Consider the following 24,278-nt stretch of genomic DNA (forward strand, 5'->3'; position numbering starts at 1 on the left):
GGCTCTTCCTTTCTTCGCTATTGCGTCTGGCGATTGCCGTTTCTGTTGACCCGATTAGACGACAAAGCATCGACGCGGTATTTGCGCCAAAACAAGGAAAGCACCCGTGCGGGTAGTGAAGGCCATTTGGTCGCAGGTATTGAAGTCAATATTGATAGTCAAACAGCATGATGCTGGAAATTAATCAGGCGTCAATCATACAGATTGGATATTTATTTATCGTGCCCACATGTTTTTGATCACGAATGATCATGTGCGCCTTTCACCCCACCAATTGCCGGTAAATGGCCGGCAGGGCGGCGGGCAGCCGTTCGGGATGGGTGATGATGGCATAGGCGCCGCGGCCAAAAAGATAGGGGAAATAATCCTGCGCCGCCTCATCCACCGTGACGCCGAAAACTTTCAGCCCTTGTTTGCGCGCCTCCCGGATGGCGGCGCGCGTATCCTCGATGCCGTAGCGGCCTTCGTAATAATCGATATCGTTGGGCTTGCCGTCGGTCAGCAGCAGCAGCAGCCGGTGCCGCTGCGGGCGCTGGGCCAGCTGTGCCGTGACATGGCGCACCGCCGCCCCCATGCGGGTATATTGCCCCGGCTTCAACCCTTCGATCCGGCGGACCAGCCTGGCATCCACCGGATCGCTGAAATCTTTCACCAATTCCACCCGCACATCGTGGCGGCGACGGGAGGTGAAGGTGAAGATCGCATGGGCATCACCACAGGCATCCAGCCCCTGGCTGAGTGCCAGCAAGGCCGCCTTTTCCACATCGATCACCCGGTTTTTGCCGATGGCGGCATCGGTGGACAGCGACACATCCATCAGCACAGCCATGGATAAATCCCGCTCGATGGTGCGCCCGGCAATAAACAGGTTCTCCGATCCGGGCCCGCCGGCCTTGCGGTCGGCGGCGGCGCGCACCAGGGCCGACAGGTCCAGATCGTCGCCATCAGGCTGGCCCCGCAGCACCACCCGGCGGGGGCGCAGCGCCTCGAACTGGCGGCGCACGGCGCGGATCTGGTGCTGCATTTCCGGTGTGGGAAGCCATGCCTCGCCATCCTCCCGCGCGCGGGCCGCGATGATGCGGCAATGATCGGGCCGGTGGGCCTGCTTCTTCCAGTCCCATTCCGGGTAGGTCAGGCCCTGGGTCAGGGCCGTTTCTTCCACGGCCGAGGGGGCGAGGTCCAGATCCAGTTTCAGGCGCGCGGCGGTGCGCTGCTTGTTGCTGCCAATGGTCAGGTCGGTCAGATCGTCGGCGGCCTGACGGGCGCCTTCCTCATCATCCTCATCCACCCGGCGGTTCACATTGACCATTTCCGCCAGGGAGAAGATGGTTTCAAACCGGTGGAAACAGAGCGGGTCGTCCCGGTCGCTCTGGTCCGTCTGCCGCCGTTCCGCCTGTCGGCGGCGCTGATCGGCGGTGACGGTGCTGCCGGCTTCTTCCTCCCGCTCGTCGGGCGTGGCTGTGCCCGGCATTTGCCGCACCTCTCCGAACAGGGGAACCGGCAGGAAGGGGCGGTAGCCGCGCGGGGCACGGAGGGTGCTGATATCCGCCCCCGGCTCCTCAATCAGGGTCAGAAAGCCATGATCCGTCGGGCGGCGTCCGCCCAAAATGGCGCGGATCGCGGTTTCGAGTTGCGCTTCCACCGCTGGCAGGCGGCGTTCCGGCCGGGCCGCCAGGGTGGCGGCGCGCAGCCGGTGGAACAGCGGGCGCAGGCCGGGCCATGCCCGCAAGGCCGCGCGCGTGCCGGCCACGGCGGCGCGCAGGGCCAGGATGTCGCGGGCCAGCGCATCGTCAGCGCTGGGGACCGGCCCGGCATGGGCAAACCAAGCCACCAGCCATTCATAAAGGGCGGCATTATCCGCCGCGTCGGGGAAATAATCGATGCAGGCGGGCAGGCGCAGGCTGCTGCTGTCCAGCACCGCGCGTTCCAGCTTCTCCTGCCCCAGCCCGACACGCTGCATGAAGCCCAGCCGGTGGGGGGAGGGGGCGGCGGCGGCCTCGGCCAGGCGGATGGCGCCATCCCCGCCCAGGGCGCGGAACAGCACGCCCAGCCGCCCCCTGATATCCGCCAGCCGGATGGCGGCTTGCGGATGGTGCGGCAGGGTGGTCAGGCCACCCACCAGCCGATGCCAGCGGGTGCCGATAAATTCTTCCGGTTCGAAGATGGACATAGGCGCTTACCCCCAGGCCAGTTCGGCCACCCGGGCCAGGGCGGCCTGCACATCCGGATCATCGCTGAGCGGTTGCAGCAAGGCGGCCTCCAGCGCTGCGGCCGGCTTGATCCCGGACCGGATCAGGGTGGCGGCATAGACCAGCAGCCGGGTCGATGCCCCTTCCTCCACATCCTGGCCCTTCAGGTCACGCAGTGCATTGGCCACCCGCACCAGCGGCAGGCAACGGTCCTTGGGCAAGCCGCTTTCGGCGGCAACGATGGCGGCCTCCGTCTCCGGGTCGGGATAGCCGAATTCCAGCGCGATGAAGCGCTGGCGGGTGGAAGGTTTCAGCGCCTTCAGCACATTCTGGTAACCAGGATTGTAGGAGATCACCAGCATGAATTCCGGCGGCGCCGTCAGCATCTCCCCCGTCCGTTCCAGCGGCAATACGCGCCGGTCATCGGTGACGGGGTGCAGCACCACGGTCACGTCCTTGCGGGCCTCCACCACCTCATCCAGGTACAGGACGGCGCCTTCGCGCATCGCCCGGGTCAAGGGGCCATCGGCCCACACGGTTTCCCCGCCTTTCAGCAGGTAACGGCCGGTCAGGTCGGCGGCGGTCAGGTCATCATGGCAGGCAACGGTATAGAGCGGGCGGCCCAGCCGGGCCGCCATATGGGCGACAAAGCGGGTCTTGCCGCAGCCCGTCGGCCCTTTCAGCAGCACCGGCAGGCGATTGCGATAGGCCTGTTCGAACAACAGGCATTCATGACCGGCGGGCGCATAGAAGGGGGCGGCATCGACCGGCTGCTTGTGTGCGGCTATGGGCATGGCTCATCTCCTGAAAGGTCGGGGTGGTGGCCGGGTGCGGGGGTGGCTCCCCCCGCACCCGGCAGCACGTCACTCAGCGGCGACGGGGGCGGCACCCGCGCGCCGCTGCACCAGGGTGCGTGTGTCACGCACCGGGCCGAACACCGACCACAGGAACATCAGCACGGCCACGGCCACCATGGCGCCAGAGCCCAGACGCACCCAATAGAAGGGGGCAATATGGTCCTGCACCTCCATATAGGACATGCCCATCACCCGCTGCAGATGCACCTGCACGGCCCCGGCGAAGGTCAGGGCGAAGGTCATCACTGTCATGCCGGCGGTCATCAACCAGAAGGCGACGACGTTCAGCGTCTGGTGATAGGGGGCCTTGCCGCGCAGATAGGGCATGGCATAGCTGATCAGGGCAAGGTTGAGCATGACATAGGCCCCGAAGAAGGCCAGATGCCCATGCGCCGCCGTCACCTGCGTGCCGTGCGTATAGTAATTCACGAAAGACAGCGTGTGCAGGAAGCCCCAGACCCCGGCGCCGAAGAAGGCGCCCACGGTGCAGCCCAGCGACCAGAGCAGGGCGGCGCGGTTGGGATGATCCTTGCGGCCCTTGAACACCATCTTGAAGGCGAAGATCACCATGGCGAAGAAGGGGGCAATCTCCATGGCGGAGAAGATGGAGCCGATCCACTGCCAGTAACCCGGCGCGCCGATCCAGTAATAATGGTGGCCGGTGCCCAGCAGGCCGGAGAACAGGGCTAGGCCGACGATGGAATAAAGCCATTTCTCAATGATTTCACGGTCCACGCCGGTCATCTTGATCATCAGGAAGGCGAGAACCGAGGCCATCACCAGTTCCCACACGCCTTCAACCCACAGATGGACGACGTACCACCAGTAAAGCTTGTCCACCGCCAGATTGTCCGGCGCATAGAAGGCGAACAGCCAGAAGACGGCGATGCCCCACAGGCCCAGCAGCAGCACATTGGTCACCGCTGTGCGCCGGCCCTTCAGCACGGTCAGGGAGACATTATAGAGGAAGATCAGCGCCACCACGACGATGGCGGCCTTGATCCAGAGCGGTTGCTCCAGGAACTCCCGCCCCTCATGGATGTGCAGCGTATAGCCGGCGACGGCGGACAGCGCGCCGACCATCAGCAGGCCCAGCTGGATATAGGCCAGCAGGGGGCTTTCAATATCCCGCTCCGCCTCCTCCGGCACCAGATAATAGGCGCAGCCGAAAAAGCCCATCAACAGCCAGACGATCAGGGCGTTGGTGTGGATCATGCGGATGATGTTGAAGGGCAGCAGTTCCGACAGCGTGTTGGGCAGCACATAGACCGTGCCGGCCAGCGCCCCCGCCGCAATCTGCACCCCGAACAGGATCATGGCGCAGACGAAATACCAGTAAGCCACTCTTTGTGATGCATATTTCATGATCAGCCCCCCTTCAGCCGGCATCATTGGGCGGCCAGCCCTGGGTTTTGATGCGGCTGGTCCATTCCAGGAAATCGACGAGATCGTTGAGTTCCTGATCGCTGAGATGGAATTGCGGCATCTGCCGCCGCCCTTCGATGCCGGAAGGCTGCGACTGCATCCAGGCGATCAGCCCTTCGCGGGCGGATTGCGGATCGGTGCGCCCGCCAAAGCGAACCCAGACATTGCCCAGTTCCGGCGCGAAATAGGCCCCTTCCCCCAGGATCGAATGGCAATTGATGCAGGAATTCTTTTCCCAGACATGCTTGCCGCGCAGCACGCCGGCGCTCATCGTCGCCTCATCGGTGGATTTGGTGAGGATGTGCCAATGGCTCTGCGCGGTCAGGCCGATGAAGATGGCGAAGAAGAAGACCGATCCGCCGTAAAATATGTTCCGGGCGGCTGATTTGCTGAATCGCTCGACCGGTGGCCGATGCGGTTCATGGGTTGACGACATGCTCTGCTCTCCCGTTGCTGGTCCATCGAAGGCCGGTGTCGAGGTCACGGTCACAGCTACGGGCTTTAATGGCCGCGAACGTTGCCACGGCGCAAACAGCCGGGCTTTTGCCCTGGTGGTGGTCGCCTTGCGGGCGTGGGTATTAATCTTTCTGCTGGAAGAAACTTGACCTGGATCAACATCTTGGGGTGTTTTATCTGCCATTGATGGGATGATCCGGGCCGGACGGCCCTGCAAACATCAATGCCCTTTCCCCACAGGCCCCCCTGGTGATGCGCCATCTTCTTCTGCTGATCCTGCTGTTTCGGGTGATCATCCCCACCGGGATGATGCCGGATCTGGCTGGCTGGGCGGCGGGCGGGCCGGGGCTGGTGATCTGCCGCGGGACCGTGCCCGGCCAGGGCGACAGCAGCGGCGGGGATGGGGCGGCCATGGCGGCCGCCTGCCCCTTTGCCCTGGTGGTTGGGCAAGCCTTTATCGCGCCGCCGCCACTGGTGGCATTGGCCCCGGCCACAATCTGGCAACCTGTCCGGCTGCGGCTGGCGGCGGCACCGGTGCTGGCCCATGCGGCCCCGCTGGGCCACCGGCTGGCCCGGGGGCCGCCGGCCGCGCCCACCGCCTGACCATTCCATCGCCACGATAATTTCCATCATGCGGCCGGCCAATGCCGGCCCGCCGGAACGGCCATGTGCGTCTGTTCCGCACCATGACGCTTGAGTTGACATCATGAAAAACCTGTCCCTCCGCGCCAGCCTGCTGGGCTGCGGCTCGCTTATCGCCTTGTCCCTGTCCCTGGCAGGGGCCGGAATCGCCACCGCGCAGAGTGCTGATTCCAGCTTCACCATCGGCGAGGTGGTGGTGACCGCCCAGCGTATGGCCCGTTCCAGCAGCAATCTTTACAGCTCCGTCGATCTGCTGGGGGCTGATCAGCTGGAACGGCAAGTCGTGGATAACAGCTGGGAACTGCTGGGCCGGATGCCGGGCGTGCTGTTAACCGATTTCAACCAGGGCACCACATCCGGCAAATTTTCCTTCCGCGGTTTCAACGGGGAAGGGGAGATCAATGCCGTGAAGCTGCTGATCGACGGCATTCCCAGCAACGGCAATGATGGCAATATGCCCTTCATTGATGCCGTCTTCCCGTTGGAACTGGCATCCATTGAAACCGTGCGTGGCACCAATGATCCGCGTTGGGGCCTGAATGCCATTGCCGGCAGCGCCGACATGCGCACCCTGACCGGTGGCAATTACCGCCGCGCCCGCGCCACTGTCGGCAGTTTCGGCACCATCGATCTGCAAAGCGTGGCCGGTTTTGAGGGCGACCGGCTGAGCCAGAATTATATGGCCGCCTTCCGCCATACCGATGGTTACCGCGACCACGGCAAGGCCGAACGCGGGGCGGCATCGGCGAAATGGTTCTACCGGCTGGGCGATGGCGACAGCCGCATCGGTGCCAGCATCCGCTATGGCCGCCATGAGGCGCAGGAGCCGGGCTATCTGACGCGGGCGGACGCGGCCAGCAATCCCTCCCAATCCTACCGTTTCTCTGACAGCGACAAGGGGGAGCGGGAGACGGCCCAGGCCAGCCTGCATCTGGACCTTGATCTGGGCGACCATCTGGGGGCCACCGCCAAGACCTATGTCAACCGGCTGAAGGATGAACGCTGGGTGCAATATTCCGCCAATGTCGCCCAGCAGGAACGGGTGGCAGATGAATGGCAATGGGGTGGCATCGCCGCCATCCATTACCATCTGCCGGATATCGGCCTGCACAGCGTGATGCTGGAAGCCGGTGGCGATTTCCAGATTCAGGATAATGAAAGCCGGCGTTTCCAGACGCTGCGGCGCCAGCGGTTGCGCCAGACCCGTGACCAGACATTCGATCTGGATGTCTATGGCGCCTATGTGCAGGCAGTGATCCAGCCCACCGACTATCTGACCATCGTGCCCGCCTATCGGGTGGACAAGGTGGAAGGTGATTTCCATGACGGGCTGACCGGGCGCGATTACAGCATCAATGACTATGGCAGCATCGACCAGCCGAAAATCAGCGCCGCCCTGGCGGCTGGCGGCGGGGTGACGCTTTATGCCAATTGGGGCCGCACCTTCCAGATCGGTGCCGGATCGGGTGCCTATAAAATCCCGCCGCGCGTGACCGATCTGGCACCTTCCACCAATGAAGGCTGGGAAACGGGGGTGAAATATGCTCCGGCCCGCTGGCTGGAAAGCCGGCTGGCCTATTGGCAGCAGACGGCGACGGGGGAGGTGAAGCGTAAGCTGAACGACCCGCTGGGCGATTTCGACAATCTGGGCGGCACCAAGCGGGAAGGGGTGGATGCCCAGGTCAATCTCCGCCCGCTGGGCTGGCTGGAATTCTGGATGGCCATGGCTTGGCAGCGGGCGGTGATCGAAACGCCGGACCCGGCCAACCCCGCCAGCCGGGGCAAGCGCATTGACCATATCCCGGCACGCCTGTTCTCCGGCGGGATCGATGTGCAGGCGGCGGACGATATCACCCTGTCCCTCTCCGCCAATGGGCAGAGCCGTTATTATCTGGAACAGACCAACAGCACCGGCAAATTCGGGGATTATGTGCTGCTGGCCGCTGAAATCACCTATCGTCTGAATGACAATGTCGACCTGTCCTTGCAGGTCAAGAACCTGACGGACACGGATTATGAGTATGTCTGGTGGGATGGGGCGCAGAGCCTGCACTCGCCGGGCGATGGCCGCGCCTTCTATGGCACGGTGAACCTGCGCTTCTGATCCGGGGCCGGAATTGACCCGCCGCAAGGTGCCGGTGGGTCAATTCTGTCATGGGTAGGGTCAGTGCGGCCGGGCGACCCCGGCCGTTTTGCCCCAGGAGTATGAAGATGAGCCAACCCCGTATCGGCATCCTGACCATTTCTGACCGGGCCAGCCAGGGCCTTTATGAGGATAAGGGCGGCCCAGCCGTGGAGGCGAGCCTGCGTGCCATCCTGGCCACCCCGTTCCAGGTACTGCGGCGCTGTGTCCCCGATGAAGCCCCGGTGATCGAGGCGGTGCTGGCCGGGCTTTGTGATCATGATGGCTGCTGTCTGGTGATCACCACCGGCGGCACCGGCCCCGCCCTGCGCGATGTGACGCCGGAGGCGACGGAAGCGGTGTGCGACCGGCTGTTGCCGGGTTTCGGCGAATTGATGCGGATGGAAAGCCTGAAACAGGTTCCCACAGCCATCCTGTCGCGTCAAACGGCTGGGCTGCGCGGCCGGTCGTTGATTGTCAATCTGCCGGGCAAGCCATCGGCGATCGACCTGTGCCTGAAGGCGGTATTTCCCGCCATTCCCTATTGCCTGGATCTGATCGGTGCGGCACGGCTGGACACCGATCCGGCCATTTGCCGCGCCTTTCGCCCGCCGATTTGATCCCGCATCGGCCCCCCTGAAAATATTCTGGTTTTTCTGTGTCCCCTTTTGGCGGCACCGGACCTCTTACCGGTGTGAGCAATTTTTCATGTTTTGTGGGATCAGGGGGTGCTTGCCGAGTGGAAGACGTGTCATAGAAAAATAACAAATATAAACTTGTTTCATTCTATAAAAAATAAGTATTCGTCATTCTTTTTTTTGGAAAAGCCATTCCAAAACAGAGAGAATGACCATTATGTCCAAGCTAAATCGTGCATTTTATCTGATGTTTGCGGCGGGCGTTTCCGCCCTGTCCTTGTCGGCGCAGGCACAGGTAGCCAATGGCGCCGATGCCGGTGGTGAAGTACTGGAAGAAATCATCGTCACCGGTTTCCGGGGCAGCGTGGCCAAGGCGCGTGATCTGAAGCGCGACGCCGTGGGCAGCCGCGAAAGCATCGTCGGTGACGATGTCGCCGCCTTCCCCGACCTCAATCTGGCGGAATCGCTGCAGCGCGTGCCCGGCATCACCATCACCCGTGATGCCGGTGAAGGCCGTCAGGTCTCCATGCGCGGCCTGGGGCCGGATTTCACCCGCGTGAAGCTGAACGGGATGGAAGTGCTGGGCACCACCCAATCCATCGACAGCCGTGGCGGCACCAACCGTTCCCGCTCCTTCGATTTCAACCTGTTCGCCTCTGAACTGTTCAACCGGATGGATATTGTCAAATCCACCGCCGCGGAAGAGGAGGAAGGCGGCATCGCCGGCGCCATTGATCTGCGCACGGCCAAGCCGTTTGACTATAACAAGTTCACCTTCTCGGCCGCCGCCAAGGGCTCCTACGGCGCCAATTCCGACAAGGTGGACCCGCGCGGCGCCGTGCTGATCGCCGACACCTTCGCCGATGGCCGCTTTGGCGCGCTGGTCTCCGCCGCCTACAGCAAGCGCAACACGGTGGAGCAGGGCTACAGCACGGTGCGTTGGGCGGCCGGCGGCTGGACGCCGGGCAATATTTCCAACAGCATCGATCCGGCCACCAAGACCCGGCTGCTGAAGACCTCCAGCGCGGCGGATGCGCTCTATTACCCGCGCTTTGCCCGCTATAATGAATATGTGCATGATCAGGACCGGCTGGGCGTGACCGCCGCCTTCCAGGCCAAGCCGGCCGACTGGGTGCAGATGGATCTGGACCTGCTCTATGGCAAGCTGAAGTCGGATCGGCGCGAATATAATTTCGACGCCTTCGCCTTCAGCACCAATAACACCAATGGCAGCGGTAAGGGCCTGCCGGAAATCAAGGTCGATGACGTCACCATCGACCGCAACAACATCATCGCCGGCAAGTTCCGCGATGTTGATGTGCGCTCCGACAGCCAGCTTTACCAGGATGAAACGGATTTCCGCGCCGCCACCCTGAACACCAAACTGACGCCGACCGAAGACCTGACCATCAATCTCTATGGTGGCTATCAGGAAGCCAAGTTTACCGACGATCAGCAGGGGATGTATGTTTTCTCCCCCAATACCAGCTTCAGCTATGATTTCCGCCAGAATGACAAGGTGGCGGCGCAGACCTATGGCATCAATGTCACCGATCCGGCCGCCTGGCAGTTCTTCCAGGCCCGGTTGCGTGACCAGGCCGTGGATAACCGCTTCCGCACCGTCCGGCTGGATGCCAATTACGCCCTGACGGATGAGTTCTATCTGAAGGCCGGCCTGGACTGGCGCCGTTTCACCTATGACAGCACCAGCCACGCCTTTGATTCCATCACCAATCTGAATGGTCGCGCCCTGCGCGGCGTCTCCCTGACCGATCCGGCCCTGGCCGGCACCTACACCACCACCCCCTATAAGTTCGGCAAGGGGCTGGACGCACCGGCCGGCACGCCCACCGGCTGGATCGTGGCCGATCTGGATAATGCCTTTGCCAAGCTGGGCACCGGCGCTGTGGTCAAGCCCGTCTCCTCCGGCTTTCCGCAGGGGGTGGCGGAAACCACCAAGGCCGCCTATGTGCAGGCCGATTGGGACCGCAGCCTGTTCGGCCTGCCGATGAAGGGCAATATCGGCCTGCGTGCCATCCGCACCGAAACCTCTGCCTATGACCGCGACCCGTCCTTCCCGGCCGTGTCGATCAGCCGCTCCTATACGGACTGGCTGCCCTCCTTCAATGTAGTGCTGGAGACCAGCGAGGAGACGCGGGTGCGCTTCGGGGCCAACCGCAATGTCACCCGGCCCAGCCTGAACTCCCTGGTGCCGGCCATTTCCAGCGTCAACACCTCAGGCAAGACCATCACCTATGGCAACCCGGACCTGGACCCGTTCCGCGCCGACAGCGTGGATATGTCGGCCGAATGGTATTTCGGTAAGCAGGGCATCCTGGCGGCTCAGCCCTTCTACAAGAAGGTGAAGAGCTTCATCGTCGATGGCGTGCAGACCATGACCTTCCGCCAGTCCGGTCTGCCGACCTCCCTGGTGCCAGCCGACGATCTGGATGTGACCTACAGCTTCAACCAGCCGGTCAATGGCAAGGGGGCCAATATCTATGGTCTGGAACTGATCTATCAGCAGGGTCTGGATTTCCTGCCGGCCCCGTTTGACGGGCTGGGCTATATCCTGAACTACACCTATGCCTATTCGCGGGCGGAATTCCAGCCGGCGGCGGGCGTGACCAAGAAGTACGACCTGCCGGGCCTGTCGCGTAATTCGGCCAATGCCACGCTTTATTATGAAACGGATGTCTATGGTGGCCGCGTCTCGGTCAATTACCGTGACGGCTATCTGCAATCCATTCCGGGCGGCAATGGCAATGACGTCTCCGGCTATCACAGCGCGCTCAACCTGGATGTCAGCCTGTTCTACAATATCAATGAGAAGCTGAAGGTGACCCTGGAAGGGGTGAACCTGACCAACCAGGCTGAAGACCAATATGTGGACTCGGTCGGCGACCGGGTTTACAGCTTCACCCGCAGCGGCGCGCAATATCTGCTGGGCGTCCGCTACAGCTACTGATGTAATACCAACCCGCCTAAAGGTTGACCTTTAGGCGGGTTGGAGGCCGGCGACTGCCGGCCCGCCGCTTGGTAGCGGCGTGAGCCAAGGGCGCGGATGCGCCCGCCCGGCGACTGAGGGAACAAAAAATCTCCCTGGATCGGTCACGATCAAGGGAGATAGATGTAAGCACCAAGGCATGGGGAACGGGAGCGGGGTAATCCTGTCGATGATGGGCCAATCCATGATCATCGCAGACCTGATGGCCGGCCATCGCCGGCTGCTGGCCTATATCCGCAACCGGATTCGCAATCCGGCCGATGCGGAGGATGTCTATCAGGAAACCATGGTCCGTATGCTGGAGCGCGCCCGGTCGGGCGCGCTCCAGCAACCCGTCCCCTATGCGTTGCGGGTTGCGCACAGCGTCATCCTGGACCGGGCGGCGCTGCCCGTATCCGATCTGCTGGACGAAGATATTGCCTGCGACCAGCCGGGGGCCGAACAGCGGCTTTCCGACCAGCAACGGCTGGCCGCCTTCAAACGCGCGCTGGATGCCATGCCGCCGTTGCGGCGGGAGGTGTTCACCCGCAAGCGTATCCAGGGGCAGAGCCGGGAGGAAATCGCCCAGGCATTGGGCATGAATGAGGAAGCGGTGAAAAAACATCTGACACGGGCGCTCGCACAATTGGCCCGTTCGCTGGAGGAACAGGATTGCGACGGCCCGGATGCCGGCACGGTACGACGGGTGGCGCGATGAACCGCTTCGATCTGGAGATTGACGCCGATCCCGTGCTGGAGGAAGCAGCCGGCTGGCTGCTGGCGGAAGGGGAATGGACGCCGGAGCGCCAGGCCCGTTTCCTGGCCTGGCTGTCGGCCAACCCCGCCCATGCCCCGGCCATGGAACAGGTGCGCGCCACCTGGCATGACCCCGTTCTGGAACAATTGCTGCGGCAGGCGGCGGCCGAAAGGGTGGTGCCCTTCCCCGGCCGGCCGCTGGCGAAGGCACAGCCAGCTAATAATAGCACGGGGCTGGACCGGCGGCGCCTGCTGGCGGCGGGGCTGGCCGGGCTGGCCGTCATGGGGGCCGGGGGGCTGTGGCTGCGTGGCACGCCAGCCCAAGCCTATGACCTGAGCAGCCCACACGGACAGCGGCGGGACGCCATCCTGCCCGATGGCAGCCGGCTGGTGCTGGACGCGGCCAGCCGGGTGACCGGGCGTTTTGGGAACAGACAGCGTCTGCTGACCCTGCTGGAAGGGCAGATGGCGCTGGCCGTCACGGCGGCCGAGCAGCCTTTCCAGGCCGGGGCTGGCGGGCTGGAGCTGGAGATGCCAGATGGTGCCTTCACCCTGGACCAGGCCGCCGGCCAGCTGGACCTCGCTGTCACCGTCGGCCGGCTGCGGGCCCGGCTGGCCGGCCGAACCTATGATCTGACAGCCGGGGAGCGGCTGCTGACCACGGGCGACCGGGCGGAACGCGGCCGCCTGACCGATGCGCCTTCCTTCCAGCAGGGCTGGCTGGTGGTGCATGAACAGCGGCTGGATATGGTGCTGGCCCGCCTCGCCCGCTATTCCACGACGGGGTTGCGGCTGGCGCGGGCGGAACTCGCGGCGCTGCCCGTCAGCGGTCGCTTCGCCCTGGACCGCCCGGCTGACAGCCTGCGCCTGCTGGCCCGGCTGCACAAGCTGCCCCTGGCAGAGACAACGGACGCCATGGTGCTGGGTTGATCGGCCCCTTGCCGGGCCGGCAAAGCCTATCCCCGCTGGTATTGTTTCCGGGGTTCAGGAGGGTCTGATACGGGGCGGGAGGACAGGCTGGCCAGCCTGTCGACAATCTGCGCCATATCCTGATCCCGCATCCAGGGCGAATTGCTGATCAGCAGGCTGGTGCCGGCAAAGCGGCGGGCGCGGGGATGGCTGATGGCAGGGACGATGGGGGCCAGATAGGGATAATCATTCAGCGCATGGACAAACAGGCAGGAAACCCCCACCCCGGCGCCCCACAATGCTTGCAAGGCCTGATCCCGCCTTTGCCGATCCGGCAATTGCACCATCAGGGCGGGCCAGTTCCCCCTGGCCCCCGGCGCATCGGTGATTACCTTGAGACCGCCGATCGTTTCCAGCTGTCTGCGCAGCCTTTCCCCCCGCTCCCGCCCGGCTTCCAGGAAATCCGCCAGCCGGGCCAGGGCGCTTTCGCCCACACCCTGGCGCCAGCGGCCCACCGGGTGCAGCGGGATAGCCATGCCGAAATCATCGCCGGCGGCGGCCACCATATCCCGTTGCCGTAGATGCCGGCGCAGCGGCACCCCATAGACCCAGGGCAGCAGCCGGGGCCGATAGCAGAGCGCATAGGCGGCCAGTTCCAGGCTGCGCCGCAGTTCCATCAGGGGGGCCGGGCGCAGGATCTCCGCTGCACTGCGCGCCAGCTCCGCCCGCAAGGCCGGATCGCCGGCATGGATCAGCCCGCCCTCATACAGCGTCAGCCCCTTGCCGACGGCGAAACTGTAAAAGCCGATATCGCCCAGGGTGCCCACCGGCTGGCCATCCTGAAACGCGCCGAAGGCCTGGGCTGCATCCTCCACCACATAGGCGCCGTGCTGGGCGGCCAGATGGCGCACTGGCGCCACTGGTGCGACCCGGCCGGCCAGATGGGTGGGCACAATGGCCAGGGTCTGCGGCCCGATCAGCCCCCGCAGCATGTCCAGATCCAGGCCGATGCCGGCTGGGGCCAGATCGCAGGTCACCAGCCGCAGCCCGCAATGGGCCACGGCGATGGCCATCAGCGGGCAGGTATAGGCAGGCACGATCACCTCGCGCCGGGGGCTGTGCCGAGCCAATGTCTTCAGGGCGATGACCAGGGCGGCCGTGCCCGAACAGGTCAGCAGCAGCTGGTCCACCCCCAGGAAGCGGGCGGCAGCGCGGGTAAAGCCGCCCTCGCGGGCCGTGAAACCGGCCAGCAGGTCGCGCCAGCCGAGGGGCAGCCCCGCCGTGGGCGGCAACTCGCGGAAAGGATCAGGCTGGGCCGGCGGCATGGTCTTCATCCAGCGCCAGACAGATGATCCCCGCCACGATGATGACGGCCCCCAGCAATTGCGGCAGATTGACCACCTCCCCGAACAGCACCACAGCAAAGGGCATGACCGCCACCACCTCCAGATGCGATGCGGCAAAGGCCGGGCCGATGGGGGCGTGTTTCAGCAGCGACATCCAGGTGAAGAAGGCACCGATATAGCCGGCCACCGCCATATAGGCACCGGGATGCGCCAGCAGCCGCAGCAGCCAATCCACATTGGCCGCCACGGGCAGGGCGGCCTCGGCGGCCAGTTTGAAACCGATCTGGGCCAGCACGTCGAAACCCAGCAGGCAGATAAAGCCGATAATGATCCCGCGCCGCATCATGCCCCTCCACCCATTCCGACCAGGGTGACCCCGGCGGCGATCAACAGAATGCCGGCAACCCGCATCCGGCTCAGCCGTTCGGCGAACAACAGCCGCCCGGCGATCATGACGATGATGATATTGACGGAGCCCAGCAGCACCCCTTGCGACAGGGGTACGGTGGACAGGAACGCCGTCCAGGCCAGGAACTCGCCGCCATAACAAAGAACGCCCAGCCAGATCCAGGGCTGGCCCCCCATGGCGCGCCAGCGCGCCAGACCGTCGCCGGGGGCGGTGGCAGCCTTCTTGAAGGCCAGTTGCCCGCCGGTATCGAGCAGCATGTTCAGAAGCCAGAGAATGATGGCGAGTTGAGACATGGGGTGTCCGTCAGAAATCATAAACAAGGAACAGGCCGGCGCTGAGCTGATCCCGCGATCCGCCCTGGCGCACCAGGGGGGAGCGTGCAGCATCCGACAGCATCCGGCCCCAATTGACGAAGCCTGCCAGCGACCAGCGCTGGTACAATCGCAAGGAGCTTTCCAGATCAAGGCCCACCATCAGCGGTCCCCCCTTGGGATAGAAGGGGCGGAAGCCACTATCCGTCGCCTGTCCGGTATCGACGCCGAAATAGGTCTGTTGAAAGCCGTTGCTGGCGATTTCCAGATAGGGACCGAAGGAAATCCCTTTGCGTTCCGCCGGATCGCCGAAGGGAATGTTGATGGCGCTTTCAATTTCCAGCATCAGCCGTTGGCGCCCCGGCACCGCGTCGCGCAACGCCTCCACATCCAAGGAGAAGGGGCCGATGCTGTAGCTGGCGAAACCGCCCAGCGTGATCGCTTCATCCACCCCATGCAGGGGGCGCAGGTTGGCGGGCATATCCTGGGTGGCGCGGCCGGCACGATAGCCGGCCGCCAACCCTGCCTCCAGCCCTTCCAGCGACAACAGGGTGAGGCGCAACCCGTTCTCGCTGTCAAAGCTGATATTATTGCCGATCTGGCCATCGACATAAGGATAGGGCTGCAGATGGCTGCCCGATGCCCCCGGATAATGCGGGCCCAGCACCATGCCGGGCCCGGCCGAGAGCCGGATTTCCGGCATGGTGAAAACGTCCGCCAGTGATCCGCCCTGCGCAGGCAGGGGGGTACAGCCCAGCAGGGCTGCCAGCAAAAGCAGACGCTTCACCATGCCTGTCCTGATCAACGCGACAGCATGTCGGTCAGTGTTTCACGCGCTGCAGCCAGCGTCTGATCCACATCATCCACCGTGTGCGCGAAGGAGACGAACAGGTTCTCATAAGCGCCGGGATGGAACATGACGCCCCGGTTCAACATGCCTTCCCACCACAGGCGGAAGGCATCATGATCGGCATGGCGAGCCGCGTCACGGTAATTGCGGATCGGCTCGCGGGAGAACCAGAGCTGGAAGACCGGGCCCAGGCCGACGACATGGGCCGGTGCGCGCAGATCGTGGATCAGGCTGGTCAGCCCTTCCCGCAGCCGGTCGGACACATTGTACAGGTGCTCGTACATGCCGGGCTTGGCCAGTTCATCCAGCGCCGCATTACCAGCGGCGACCGCAATGCCGTTGGCATTATAGGTGCCGGCCATGGAAACACGACCCTGTTCGACCAGGGCCATGATGTCGGCACGACCGCCCATGCAGGCCACCGGGAAGCCGCCACCCAGGCCCTTGGCGAAGACGGACAGGTCGGGCGTGATGCCATAATGGGCCTGGGCGCCCCCCAGGGCGATGCGGAAGCCGGTGATCACCTCGTCGAAGATCAGCACCACGCCATGGCGCTCGCTCAGCGTGCGCATGGCTTCCAGGTAACCATTTTCCGGCAGGATGCAGCCGGTATTGCACATGATTGGTTCGGTGATGATGGCGGCGATATTCGACCCTTCGCGCTCCAGCGTCTCCCGCAGGGCGTGCACATCATTCCAGGGCAGGATGATCAGGCTGTCGCCGATGCCGTTGGGCATCCCCGGACCCTGCGGCACGGGGTGCGGCGCGCGGTCGGGGCCGGCCGTTTCCGGGTTGGGGTGCTTGCTCCAGTAAATCCCGTCGGAGAAGCCGTGATACATGCCCTCGAACCGGATGATCTTGTTCTTGCCGGTGAAGGCGCGGGCCAGACGGATGGTGTAGAGCACCGCTTCGGTGCCGGTATTGCACAGACGTACCCGTTCCATGCTGGGCACGGCGCGGCGGATCTTCTCCGCCAGGGCCGTCTCGTCAGCCACGGGCAGGGCAAAGACGGTGCCATGCTGTTCGATCTGATTGATGACCGCCTGCGTCACCGCCTTCGGGCGGTGTCCCAGCAGCATGGGGCCAAGGCCCAGCAGGTAATCGATATATTCGTTTCCATCGACGTCGGTAACGCGTGAGCCGGTGCCGTGGGAAATGAACAGCGGATGGGGATCCCACCCGGACCAGGTTGCCCGCGCCGTGCTGTTGACCCCGCCGGGGATGATGGCGCGTGCCTTGTCGAACAAGGCTGCACTCTGGCGATAACGGTCGGGCTGACAGTAGCTTTGGGTCATGCTGCGACACCTGCAAGAAAGTGGATAGCGCCGGGCCATCGGCCGGGCGGTAACCCCCTTACTGCACTGGCTGTGCCAGCTGTCCGCATCGGCAGTGCCAGCTGTCCGCTTATGGCGGAATACCTATGTTTTCACCTGCTTCTCCCCCGCCATCCGACATGGTTCGGTACCTCCAAAGGCGAGGGAAACTACAAAATTTGTAGCTCCAATTTTGGAGGAAGGGGTAGTGCGGACGTTGTGAGGCGCGGAAATCCGCCAATGCTGCCTTTGGCACAGAGTTTGCGGAAAGAGGGGGCGTCCTCACTTCCCGGATGAATAGCCAAATGCGCGCGCTTCCCCAGCTTTATATCGATTTCGATGGCACCATCTCCGCTACCGATACCACGGACCTGATCCTGGAACGGTTCGCCCTGCCGGAATGGCATGATGTTGAAGCGGCCTGGGAACGGGGGGAGATGGGATCGCGGGAATGTATGGCCCGTCAGGTCGCCCTGTTGCGGGCCACGCCGGCGGCGATGGCCGAAATGGTGCAGCAGATCGCCGTCGATCCCGGCTTCATGGGCTTTGTTGAACTCTGCCGGCAATGGAACCTGCCCTTCACCATCCTGTCCGACGGGCTGGATGTGGTGGCGCGCGGTGTGCTGAAACGGCTGGGGGTTGATGCCCCGGTCCTGTCCAACCGGATGGAACCGGTAGGCGAGGATGAATGGCGCTTGACCTTCCCCTATGCCAGCGCCGGCTGTGCCACGGCGGCTGGCAATTGCAAATGCGCCTGCATGGAAGCCGGCCAGCGCCGCACGGGCGGTCTGACCATCCTGATCGGCGATGGCCGGTCGGATTTCTGCGGCGCCGGCAGTGCCGATCAGGTGTTTGCCAAGGGCAAGCTGGCGGCGCATTGCCGTGATCATGCCATTCCGCATCAGCCCTTTACCGGCTTCGCCGATCTGACGGCCCTGTTCCATGACTGGCTGGTTCGGAACGCCTCGCCGGCCGCCGCGGCGGCGGAATAAGGTCAGGGGTGATGGGGTTGGGTGTACCGTGCCTGATATTGGACCTGGATGGGTCGCTTCCCGCGCAACCGGCGCTGGCGGATCATGTGCAGCAGGGGAAGGCTGTGCTGGTGTCCGCCCGCGATCTGGGGCCGCGTCTGCGCATTGTCGGCGGGCGGCGGAGCCTGGCGACATTGCGGGCGCGGGTTGACGCGGCCTTTCCACCGCAGGGTGGGGCTGCCCCGCTGATCTTCTACGGGTCGGGCGACTTCCACCATCTGGCGGCGTTTTTCCTGCAGACGGTACGCGAGCCGGTCACCGTGCTGCATTTCGACAATCACCCGGACTGGACGGGTTTTCCCGCCACCTGGAACTGTGGCGCCTGGGTGAACCGGGCGCTGGAGAACCCGCTGGTGCAGCGTATCGTCACCATCGGGCCGGCCAGTGATGATTTTGTGCGCCCGGAATGGCAGTTCGCCAATCTGGAAGCGGTTCGGTCGGGCCGGCTGGAGGTGCATCCCTGGCACGCCGAACCCAGCCGCATCTGGGGGCGGCCGGTCGATGGTCCGGGCTGCGGCACGCGTGATGGTGCCATCCACTGGCATAATCTGGACAGTGCCGACTGGGAAGCGTTCTGCGACGATCTGGACCGCCGGCTGCCGTCCGGCGGCCTGTGGGTATCGCTGGACAAGGATGTGCTGACCCCGGCGGAGGCCGTCACCAACTGGGACCAGGGTGGCATGAAGCTGGATGCCGTGCTGGGGCTGGTGCGCCGTCTGGCGCAGAAACGGCGCCTGCTGGGCATGGATGTCTGCGGCGATTATTCGCCGCCCGTCTTCCGTGATCCGTTCCGCTGGTTCCTGTCGGCCACCGACCGGGATTCCGTACAGCCCCCCGACAATACATCGAGCATCAATGACGGGACCAACCGGCGCATCCTGGCGATGGCCGATGAGATGGCCCGTGAAAGGATTTGGCCATTATGACGACCGATCGCAGCATCCATATGACCGGCAACGGGATCAATGGCGGGCGCCTGGGTTTGCTGCTGGTGCATGGGCTGGGCGGTACGCCGGTGGAGATGAAGCCGCTGGCCCGCAAGGCGCGCGATGCCGGGGCCGATGTGCTGTGCTGCCATCTGGCCGGCCATTGCGGCACGGGGGAGGAACTGGCCGGAACCCCGTGGCAGTCCTGGTATGCCTCGGTCGAAGAAGGTTTGGCCCGGCTGGAACAGGATTGTGACCGGATTGTCGTCGGTGGCCTGTCGATGGGCGCGTTGCTGGCCGCCCGCCTGGCGGCCTTGCAGCCGGAGCGTGTGCATGGGCTGGTGATGCTGGCACCGACGCTGCGTTATGATGGCTGGTCCATTCCCTGGTATGGCTTCCTGCTGCGTATCCTGATCCATACCCCCATCGGGCCCCGCCTTTCCTTTGTGGAAAAGCCGCCCTATGGCATCAAGGATGAGCGCATCCGCGCCGCCGTGGTGCGGGCGATGCATAGTGGCGACAGCTCGGCCGCCGGGCTGCTCTCCACCCCGTCCGGGGCCATTCGGGAGATGTGGCGCCTGACCGATGATGTGAAGCCGCGTCTGGGGCAGGTGCGCCAGCCGACCCTGCTGGTTCATGCCCGCAATGATGATATTGCCAGCCTGGCCAATGCGTTCCACATTCAGCGCCATCTGGCCGGGCGGGTGGAGGCGTTGATTTTGGATGACAGCTATCATCTGGTCACTGTCGATGGGCAGCGCGATCTGGTGGCGGCCCGCGTCAACAGCTTCCTGACGGGATTCTCCGGGGCGTCTGTCACCCCGTCCGTGCGTGCCAAGGTGGCCAATGGCGGTTGATACCGGTTTGCGCGCCCTGGTTCTCTCCGGGATCGACCGGCTGCCCCAGGCGGAATGGGATGCCTGTTTCCCCGGCGAGGCGGAGGGCTGGGCCTATCTGAAAGCCTGCGGCGGCGAGATCGCTGCCGTGATGGATGCCGACGGCCTGCTGATGGCCGCCCCGCTGTTCGAGATGGAATACCGGCTGGATACGCCCTTCCAGGAAGGCCGGGCAGCGGCGGTGGCCGGTTTCCTGTCCCGCCTGCTGCCTGGCCTGATGGTCTGGCGTCTGCTGGGCGTGGGTTCTGCACTGACGGAGCGCTGCCCCGTGGCCCTGCGGCCCGGCCTTTCGCCTGACCAGCGCCTGTGGGCCGTCACAGCCTTTCTGGACCTGCTGGAGCGGGAGGCGGGGCGGCGCAAGGCGCGGCTGCTGGCCTTCAAGGATATTGCAGCACCGGAGGCCGGCTGGCTCTCTCCGCTGCTGGCGGCGGCCGGCTATACCCATATCAACAGCCTGCCCGTTGCCGCCCTTGACCTGGAGGGCGTGGCCAGCGAGACCGCCTATCTGGAGCGTCTTTCGTCCGGCACCCGCAAGGATATCCGGCGCAAACTCAAGGCGGCCGGCGGGCAGGTGCGTATAGAGCACCGGATGGCTGCCGGCGACCTGCTGCCCCGCATCGAGGCGCTGTATGAGAGCACCCGGACCCATTCCAGCCTGAGCTATGGCGATTTCGAGGAGTTGCCCGCCGGGTATTTCCAGAAAATTCCCCAAGCCCTGGGAGACAGGGCGCGTTTCGTGCTCTATTGGGTCGGGGATCGGCTGGCGGCATTCAACCTGTTATTGTTGGCTGACGACCGGGTGATCGACAAGTTTCTGGGGATGGAATATCCCTTGGCGCGCGACCATAATCTCTATGCCGTCAGCTGGATGGAAAATGTGCGGTTCACTTTGAAAACGGGGCGCCGCCTTTTCCAGTCGGGCCAGACAGCCTACGCGTCCAAGCTTAGGTTCGGCAGCGGGCTGCTGCCGTCATCCATCCTGGTGCGCTGCCGTATCGGCCTGTTGAACCGTCTGCTGCGGCGGCTCGCCCCCTGGCTGGCCTTTGATCGCTGGGATCCGGAGTTGAAGGCACGCAGCGCCAGCGGGGAAGGGGCATGAAGATCGGCTGGAAGGCGTTTGTCCTGTCATTCCTGCCGGATATGCGGCTGCGCTGGCGGCTAGTTATTGCCTTCGTGCTGGTTAGCGCTGTACCGGTGTTGCTGGCCTGCTACATCGCGGCCGATATTATTTCGGCCTCCTTCGCCTCCAACATGGAGGGGTGGCTGGAGGAATCGGCCCGTTTCTTTGCCGAACAATCGGAGAGTGACGAGACGGAGGCACGACAGGCCGCCAGCATCATGGCGGCAACGCTGGGGAACCGTGGCCTGGACAAGGGGCCGCTGAATTTCAGCGCGCATCTGTTGAATTCGGCCGGCTTCGATGCGGTCGCCGTCTATGATGCCGATGGCAATCTGCTGTTTTCCAACGGTCCCGTCGGGCATGGCAGCAGCCTGCCCAAGGGGGAACGCAGCGGCTTTTTTCTGGTGAATGATGATGAAGGCCGCCCCGTCCTGCTGATGGGGGCCACGCGCCGGTTCGAACGGGATGGGCAACGTTATTATGCCCTGGTGGCCGACCGCTGGGACGGCATCATGATCAATATGTCGGACAGCGTTCCCGGCCTAATGATCGAGGTTTTTGCCATTGCCCATGATGGCACCGTGCTGGCGAATGGTGTAACGGCACATTTGCCGCCGGGGGTGCTGGAAAAGCTGGCATCGGGCGCGCGCAGTCTGCTGGCTCCCCCGGTGGAGGATGATGACCATCTGGCCACCGGCTTTGCCCCGTTGCGCGATCTGGATGGGACGCTGGTGGGCGTTGTTTCCAGCCGGCTGGCCAACCAGCTGTCCTTGCTGGCCCATGTGCGCACACTGGAACTGTTTCTCGCCCTGTCCGGGGGGGCGGCGCTGATTTCGCTTTTGGTGGCACTGTGGCTGTCCAAGCTGATCTCCCGCCCCCTGGCGCTGTTGAATCAGGCCCTGCGCCATGTGCGGGAGGGGGATTTCAAGGCGCGCGTGCCCGTGGCTGGCGGGGGGGAGCTGACCGAGCTGTCGGCAGGCTTCAACGCCATGGCGTCCCGGCTGGAGGTGATGCGCGAGCGTGAATCGCTGGTCCGTCGGCGTGAACAGCTGGCCACGTTGGGGGAGGCGGCGGCTGTTCTGGCCCATGAAATCCGCAACCCGCTGGGCATCATCAAGACATCCAGTCAGGTGCTGCGGATGAAATCCCCCCTGCCACCGGACAGCGACCGGCTGGTCGGCTTCGTGTTGGAGGAGGTGGGGCGGATCGATCATCTGGTACAGGAATTGCTGGATTTCGCCCGCCCGCGCATCCTGTTGCGTCGACCGGTCGATGTGGCGCTGGAACTGGGCAATACGTTGACCTTCGCCCAGCATGATCTGAAGCAGCGCGGCATTGTGGTGGAAAGCGCCGGTCAGCCCGGTGCCTTCATTATCCAGGCCGATGCTGAACAACTCCATCAGGTCTTCCTGAACATCATCCTGAATGCGATGGATGCCATGCCACAAGGGGGCTCCCTGACCACGCGGGTGGAGAGGGAGGGGGAGCTGGTGCTGGTCAGCATCACGGACACGGGCAATGGCATTGATCCGGAGGTGCGGCAGCGCCTGTTCGAACCGTTCGTCACCACCAAGCCGCGCGGCACGGGCCTTGGCCTAGCCCGTGTGCGCCATATTGTCGAACAGCATGGCGGAACCGTCTTATGTGAAAGTGATTCAGGTGTGGGCACCTGTTTCACCCTGCGGCTGCCCTTGGCACCGCCGGAGGAGGGGAGGTAGGCGTGATCCTGATCGTCGATGACGAGACGCGACTGGGGGAGGTGACGGCGGCAGGGCTGCAAGCCCGCGGCTTTGAAGCCCATGCCGTGGATAATGTGCCGGCCGCCCTGGCCTTTCTGGATGAAAATAATGTTCGCCTGGTGTTGAGCGATCTGCGGATGCCGGGTGCTTCCGGGCGGGATCTGCTGAACCGGCTGCAGGCAGCCCGTCCGGAGCTGCCCGTCATCATCATGACGGCCTATGCCTCTGTGCGGGATGCAGTGGCGCTGATCCGCGAGGGGGCGTTTGACTACATCGCCAAGCCCTTTGAAATGGACGATGTCGTTGCCACCATCAGCCGGGCGCTGAAACTGCGCGATGCGGAGGATGATAATCGTCGGCTGCGCCAGGAACTGCGCGACAAGTTCGATTTCGGCAGCCTGATCGGCACCAGTGCCCCGTTCCAGCAGGTGCTGAAACAGGTCACCGATGTGTGCGACAGCCGGGCCACGGTGCTGTTGCATGGGGAAAGCGGTACCGGCAAGGAACTGATCGCCCGCGCCATTCATGATAACAGCCAGCGCCGCGACAAGCCGTTCGTTGCCGTCAACTGCGCCGCCATCCCGGAAAACCTGATGGAGAGCGAGCTGTTCGGCCATGTGAAGGGGGCCTTTACCGGTGCCATCGCTGCCCGCGATGGCCGTTTCTCCCTGGCCAATGGCGGCACCCTGTTCCTGGATGAGATCGGCGACATGCCGCTGGCTTTGCAGGCCAAGGTGCTGCGGGCTGTGCAGGAACAGACATTCGAGATGGTGGGCGGTACCCGTTCCATCAAAGTGGATGTCCGCTTCATCGCCGCCAGCCACCGCGACCTGCGCAAAGAGGTGGAGAAGGGCAGCTTCCGGGAGGATCTGTATTACCGGCTGAATGTCTTCCCCATCACCGTGCCGGCCTTGCGGGATCGGCCGGGGGATATTCCCGCGCTCGCCGCGCATTTCCTGGCCCGTCATGCCCGCTTCATGTCGAAAAAGCTGACCGGCTTTTCCAAGCCGGCGTTGACGGCGATGGAGGCCTATCGCTGGCAGGGCAATATCCGCGAATTGCAGAATTGCATCGAACGGGCCGTCATCGTGGCGCAGGGCCCGATGGTGGAGGTGGGCGACCTTCCCCCCTATCTGTTCGAGGACCGGCCGCGACTGGCCAGCGGCGCCGGTGCGGCCTTGCCTGCCGATCTGGATGCCGAGCTGGCGCGGGTGGAAAAGGAAATCCTCACCCGCGCCTTGCGGGAATGCGGCGGTATCCAGGCCCGTGCCGCTGAAAGGCTGGGCATTACTGAACGCAGCCTCTGGCACCGGGTGAAGAAATTGGGTATCCGCATCACCCGCAGTACTGGGTGACG

At 64.0% G+C, this 24,278-nt stretch carries 21 protein-coding genes; 12 read left to right on the forward strand and 9 right to left on the reverse strand.

The features are described 5' to 3' along the window. Positions 1-262 precede the first annotated feature (262 nt). The 4 genes from CHB97_RS05845 to CHB97_RS05860 form a co-directional block, all read right to left on the reverse strand. Positions 263-2,170, reverse strand: coding sequence for a nitric oxide reductase activation protein NorD (locus CHB97_RS05845; RefSeq protein ID WP_089287032.1), 1,908 nt, complete (start codon positions 2,168-2,170; stop codon positions 263-265). A gap of 6 nt (positions 2,171-2,176) precedes the next feature. Beyond that, positions 2,177-2,983, reverse strand: coding sequence for a CbbQ/NirQ/NorQ/GpvN family protein (locus CHB97_RS05850; RefSeq protein ID WP_089287033.1), 807 nt, complete (start codon positions 2,981-2,983; stop codon positions 2,177-2,179). Between the two features lie 69 nt (positions 2,984-3,052). Beyond that, the gene (locus tag CHB97_RS05855; protein ID WP_089287295.1) at positions 3,053-4,411 is read right to left on the reverse strand and encodes a cbb3-type cytochrome c oxidase subunit I; all 1,359 of its coding nucleotides are present in this window, start codon (positions 4,409-4,411) and stop codon (positions 3,053-3,055) included. A 13-nt stretch (positions 4,412-4,424) separates the two neighbouring features. Then, positions 4,425-4,907 (reverse strand): cytochrome c, encoded by a 483-nt coding sequence (locus CHB97_RS05860; protein ID WP_089287034.1) that lies wholly within the window; start codon positions 4,905-4,907, stop codon positions 4,425-4,427. Positions 4,908-5,179: 272 nt separating this feature from the next. Here CHB97_RS05860 and CHB97_RS05865 point away from each other — a divergent pair, with 272 nt between their 5' ends. From CHB97_RS05865 to CHB97_RS05890, 6 genes are all read left to right on the forward strand, one after another. Beyond that, complete coding sequence (locus CHB97_RS05865) at positions 5,180-5,530, forward strand: DUF2946 family protein (protein ID WP_089287035.1); 351 nt, start codon at positions 5,180-5,182, stop codon at positions 5,528-5,530. A 103-nt stretch (positions 5,531-5,633) separates the two neighbouring features. Next, positions 5,634-7,673: a TonB-dependent receptor gene (locus CHB97_RS05870; RefSeq protein WP_200819832.1), complete on the forward strand. Its 2,040-nt coding sequence runs from the start codon at positions 5,634-5,636 to the stop codon at positions 7,671-7,673. Positions 7,674-7,780: 107 nt separating this feature from the next. After that, entirely contained in the window at positions 7,781-8,311 is a 531-nt protein-coding gene (mog, locus tag CHB97_RS05875) for a molybdopterin adenylyltransferase (protein ID WP_244559418.1), read from the forward strand. Positions 8,312-8,546: 235 nt separating this feature from the next. Then, on the forward strand, positions 8,547-11,297 hold the full coding sequence (locus tag CHB97_RS05880; protein WP_160105603.1) for a TonB-dependent receptor: 2,751 nt from the start codon (positions 8,547-8,549) through the stop codon (positions 11,295-11,297). Positions 11,298-11,520: 223 nt separating this feature from the next. Further along, positions 11,521-12,033, forward strand: a complete 513-nt coding sequence (locus CHB97_RS05885) for an RNA polymerase sigma factor (protein WP_160105605.1) — start codon at positions 11,521-11,523, stop codon at positions 12,031-12,033. Beyond that, positions 12,030-13,001 (forward strand): FecR domain-containing protein, encoded by a 972-nt coding sequence (locus CHB97_RS05890; RefSeq protein ID WP_089287039.1) that lies wholly within the window; start codon positions 12,030-12,032, stop codon positions 12,999-13,001. The genes CHB97_RS05885 and CHB97_RS05890 overlap by 4 nt, the downstream gene beginning before the upstream one ends. 26 nt (positions 13,002-13,027) lie before the next feature. Here CHB97_RS05890 and CHB97_RS05895 read toward each other — a convergent pair whose 3' ends face one another. The 5 genes from CHB97_RS05895 to CHB97_RS05915 are packed head-to-tail and all read right to left on the reverse strand — an operon-like array spanning position 13,028 to position 17,191. Next, positions 13,028-14,305: an aminotransferase class I/II-fold pyridoxal phosphate-dependent enzyme gene (locus CHB97_RS05895; protein ID WP_200819833.1), complete on the reverse strand. Its 1,278-nt coding sequence runs from the start codon at positions 14,303-14,305 to the stop codon at positions 13,028-13,030. After that, positions 14,286-14,672: a multidrug efflux SMR transporter gene (locus CHB97_RS05900; protein WP_244559419.1), complete on the reverse strand. Its 387-nt coding sequence runs from the start codon at positions 14,670-14,672 to the stop codon at positions 14,286-14,288. Before CHB97_RS05900 ends, CHB97_RS05895 begins: the two co-directional genes overlap by 20 nt. Next, on the reverse strand, positions 14,669-15,028 hold the full coding sequence (locus tag CHB97_RS05905) for an EamA family transporter (RefSeq protein WP_089287041.1): 360 nt from the start codon (positions 15,026-15,028) through the stop codon (positions 14,669-14,671). Before CHB97_RS05905 ends, CHB97_RS05900 begins: the two co-directional genes overlap by 4 nt. A gap of 10 nt (positions 15,029-15,038) precedes the next feature. After that, positions 15,039-15,836 (reverse strand): MipA/OmpV family protein, encoded by a 798-nt coding sequence (locus CHB97_RS05910; protein ID WP_089287042.1) that lies wholly within the window; start codon positions 15,834-15,836, stop codon positions 15,039-15,041. Positions 15,837-15,847: 11 nt separating this feature from the next. Then, complete coding sequence (locus CHB97_RS05915) at positions 15,848-17,191, reverse strand: aspartate aminotransferase family protein (RefSeq protein ID WP_089287043.1); 1,344 nt, start codon at positions 17,189-17,191, stop codon at positions 15,848-15,850. Positions 17,192-17,514: 323 nt separating this feature from the next. On the opposite strand from CHB97_RS05915, the gene CHB97_RS05920 reads away from it, so the two are divergent. The 6 genes from CHB97_RS05920 to CHB97_RS05945 are packed head-to-tail and all read left to right on the forward strand — an operon-like array spanning position 17,515 to position 24,276. Continuing rightward, positions 17,515-18,201, forward strand: coding sequence for an HAD-IB family phosphatase (locus CHB97_RS05920; protein WP_244559420.1), 687 nt, complete (start codon positions 17,515-17,517; stop codon positions 18,199-18,201). An 11-nt stretch (positions 18,202-18,212) separates the two neighbouring features. Continuing rightward, positions 18,213-19,166 (forward strand): arginase family protein, encoded by a 954-nt coding sequence (locus tag CHB97_RS05925; RefSeq protein ID WP_089287045.1) that lies wholly within the window; start codon positions 18,213-18,215, stop codon positions 19,164-19,166. Then, positions 19,163-20,023 (forward strand): carboxylesterase, encoded by an 861-nt coding sequence (locus tag CHB97_RS05930; protein WP_089287046.1) that lies wholly within the window; start codon positions 19,163-19,165, stop codon positions 20,021-20,023. The genes CHB97_RS05925 and CHB97_RS05930 overlap by 4 nt, the downstream gene beginning before the upstream one ends. Then, positions 20,013-21,161: a GNAT family N-acetyltransferase gene (locus CHB97_RS05935; protein WP_089287047.1), complete on the forward strand. Its 1,149-nt coding sequence runs from the start codon at positions 20,013-20,015 to the stop codon at positions 21,159-21,161. Before CHB97_RS05930 ends, CHB97_RS05935 begins: the two co-directional genes overlap by 11 nt. Then, entirely contained in the window at positions 21,158-22,900 is a 1,743-nt protein-coding gene (locus CHB97_RS05940; RefSeq protein ID WP_089287048.1) for an ATP-binding protein, read from the forward strand. The genes CHB97_RS05935 and CHB97_RS05940 overlap by 4 nt, the downstream gene beginning before the upstream one ends. Positions 22,901-22,902: 2 nt before the next feature. Further along, complete coding sequence (locus tag CHB97_RS05945) at positions 22,903-24,276, forward strand: sigma-54 dependent transcriptional regulator (RefSeq protein WP_089287049.1); 1,374 nt, start codon at positions 22,903-22,905, stop codon at positions 24,274-24,276. Positions 24,277-24,278 lie beyond the last annotated feature (2 nt).

The sequence above is a fragment of the Azospirillum sp. RU38E genome, from assembly GCF_900188385.1.
Taxonomy (GTDB): Bacteria; Pseudomonadota; Alphaproteobacteria; order Azospirillales; family Azospirillaceae; genus Niveispirillum.

Excerpts from the sequence above, each read along its gene's own strand:
- CHB97_RS05845 (WP_089287032.1), bottom strand. The coding sequence starts at position 2,170 with ATGTCCATCTTCGAACCGGAAGAATTTATCGGCACCCGCTGGCATCGG.
- CHB97_RS05850 (WP_089287033.1), bottom strand. The coding sequence starts at position 2,983 with ATGCCCATAGCCGCACACAAGCAGCCGGTCGATGCCGCCCCCTTCTAT.
- CHB97_RS05855 (WP_089287295.1), bottom strand. The coding sequence starts at position 4,411 with ATGAAATATGCATCACAAAGAGTGGCTTACTGGTATTTCGTCTGCGCC.
- CHB97_RS05860 (WP_089287034.1), bottom strand. The coding sequence starts at position 4,907 with ATGTCGTCAACCCATGAACCGCATCGGCCACCGGTCGAGCGATTCAGC.
- CHB97_RS05865 (WP_089287035.1), top strand. The coding sequence starts at position 5,180 with ATGCGCCATCTTCTTCTGCTGATCCTGCTGTTTCGGGTGATCATCCCC.
- CHB97_RS05870 (WP_200819832.1), top strand. The coding sequence starts at position 5,634 with ATGAAAAACCTGTCCCTCCGCGCCAGCCTGCTGGGCTGCGGCTCGCTT.
- mog (WP_244559418.1), top strand. The coding sequence starts at position 7,781 with ATGAGCCAACCCCGTATCGGCATCCTGACCATTTCTGACCGGGCCAGC.
- CHB97_RS05880 (WP_160105603.1), top strand. The coding sequence starts at position 8,547 with ATGTCCAAGCTAAATCGTGCATTTTATCTGATGTTTGCGGCGGGCGTT.
- CHB97_RS05885 (WP_160105605.1), top strand. The coding sequence starts at position 11,521 with ATGATCATCGCAGACCTGATGGCCGGCCATCGCCGGCTGCTGGCCTAT.
- CHB97_RS05890 (WP_089287039.1), top strand. The coding sequence starts at position 12,030 with ATGAACCGCTTCGATCTGGAGATTGACGCCGATCCCGTGCTGGAGGAA.
- CHB97_RS05895 (WP_200819833.1), bottom strand. The coding sequence starts at position 14,305 with ATGCCGCCGGCCCAGCCTGATCCTTTCCGCGAGTTGCCGCCCACGGCG.
- CHB97_RS05900 (WP_244559419.1), bottom strand. The coding sequence starts at position 14,672 with ATGATGCGGCGCGGGATCATTATCGGCTTTATCTGCCTGCTGGGTTTC.
- CHB97_RS05905 (WP_089287041.1), bottom strand. The coding sequence starts at position 15,028 with ATGTCTCAACTCGCCATCATTCTCTGGCTTCTGAACATGCTGCTCGAT.
- CHB97_RS05910 (WP_089287042.1), bottom strand. The coding sequence starts at position 15,836 with ATGGTGAAGCGTCTGCTTTTGCTGGCAGCCCTGCTGGGCTGTACCCCC.
- CHB97_RS05915 (WP_089287043.1), bottom strand. The coding sequence starts at position 17,191 with ATGACCCAAAGCTACTGTCAGCCCGACCGTTATCGCCAGAGTGCAGCC.
- CHB97_RS05920 (WP_244559420.1), top strand. The coding sequence starts at position 17,515 with ATGCGCGCGCTTCCCCAGCTTTATATCGATTTCGATGGCACCATCTCC.
- CHB97_RS05925 (WP_089287045.1), top strand. The coding sequence starts at position 18,213 with ATGGGGTTGGGTGTACCGTGCCTGATATTGGACCTGGATGGGTCGCTT.
- CHB97_RS05930 (WP_089287046.1), top strand. The coding sequence starts at position 19,163 with ATGACGACCGATCGCAGCATCCATATGACCGGCAACGGGATCAATGGC.
- CHB97_RS05935 (WP_089287047.1), top strand. The coding sequence starts at position 20,013 with ATGGCGGTTGATACCGGTTTGCGCGCCCTGGTTCTCTCCGGGATCGAC.
- CHB97_RS05940 (WP_089287048.1), top strand. The coding sequence starts at position 21,158 with ATGAAGATCGGCTGGAAGGCGTTTGTCCTGTCATTCCTGCCGGATATG.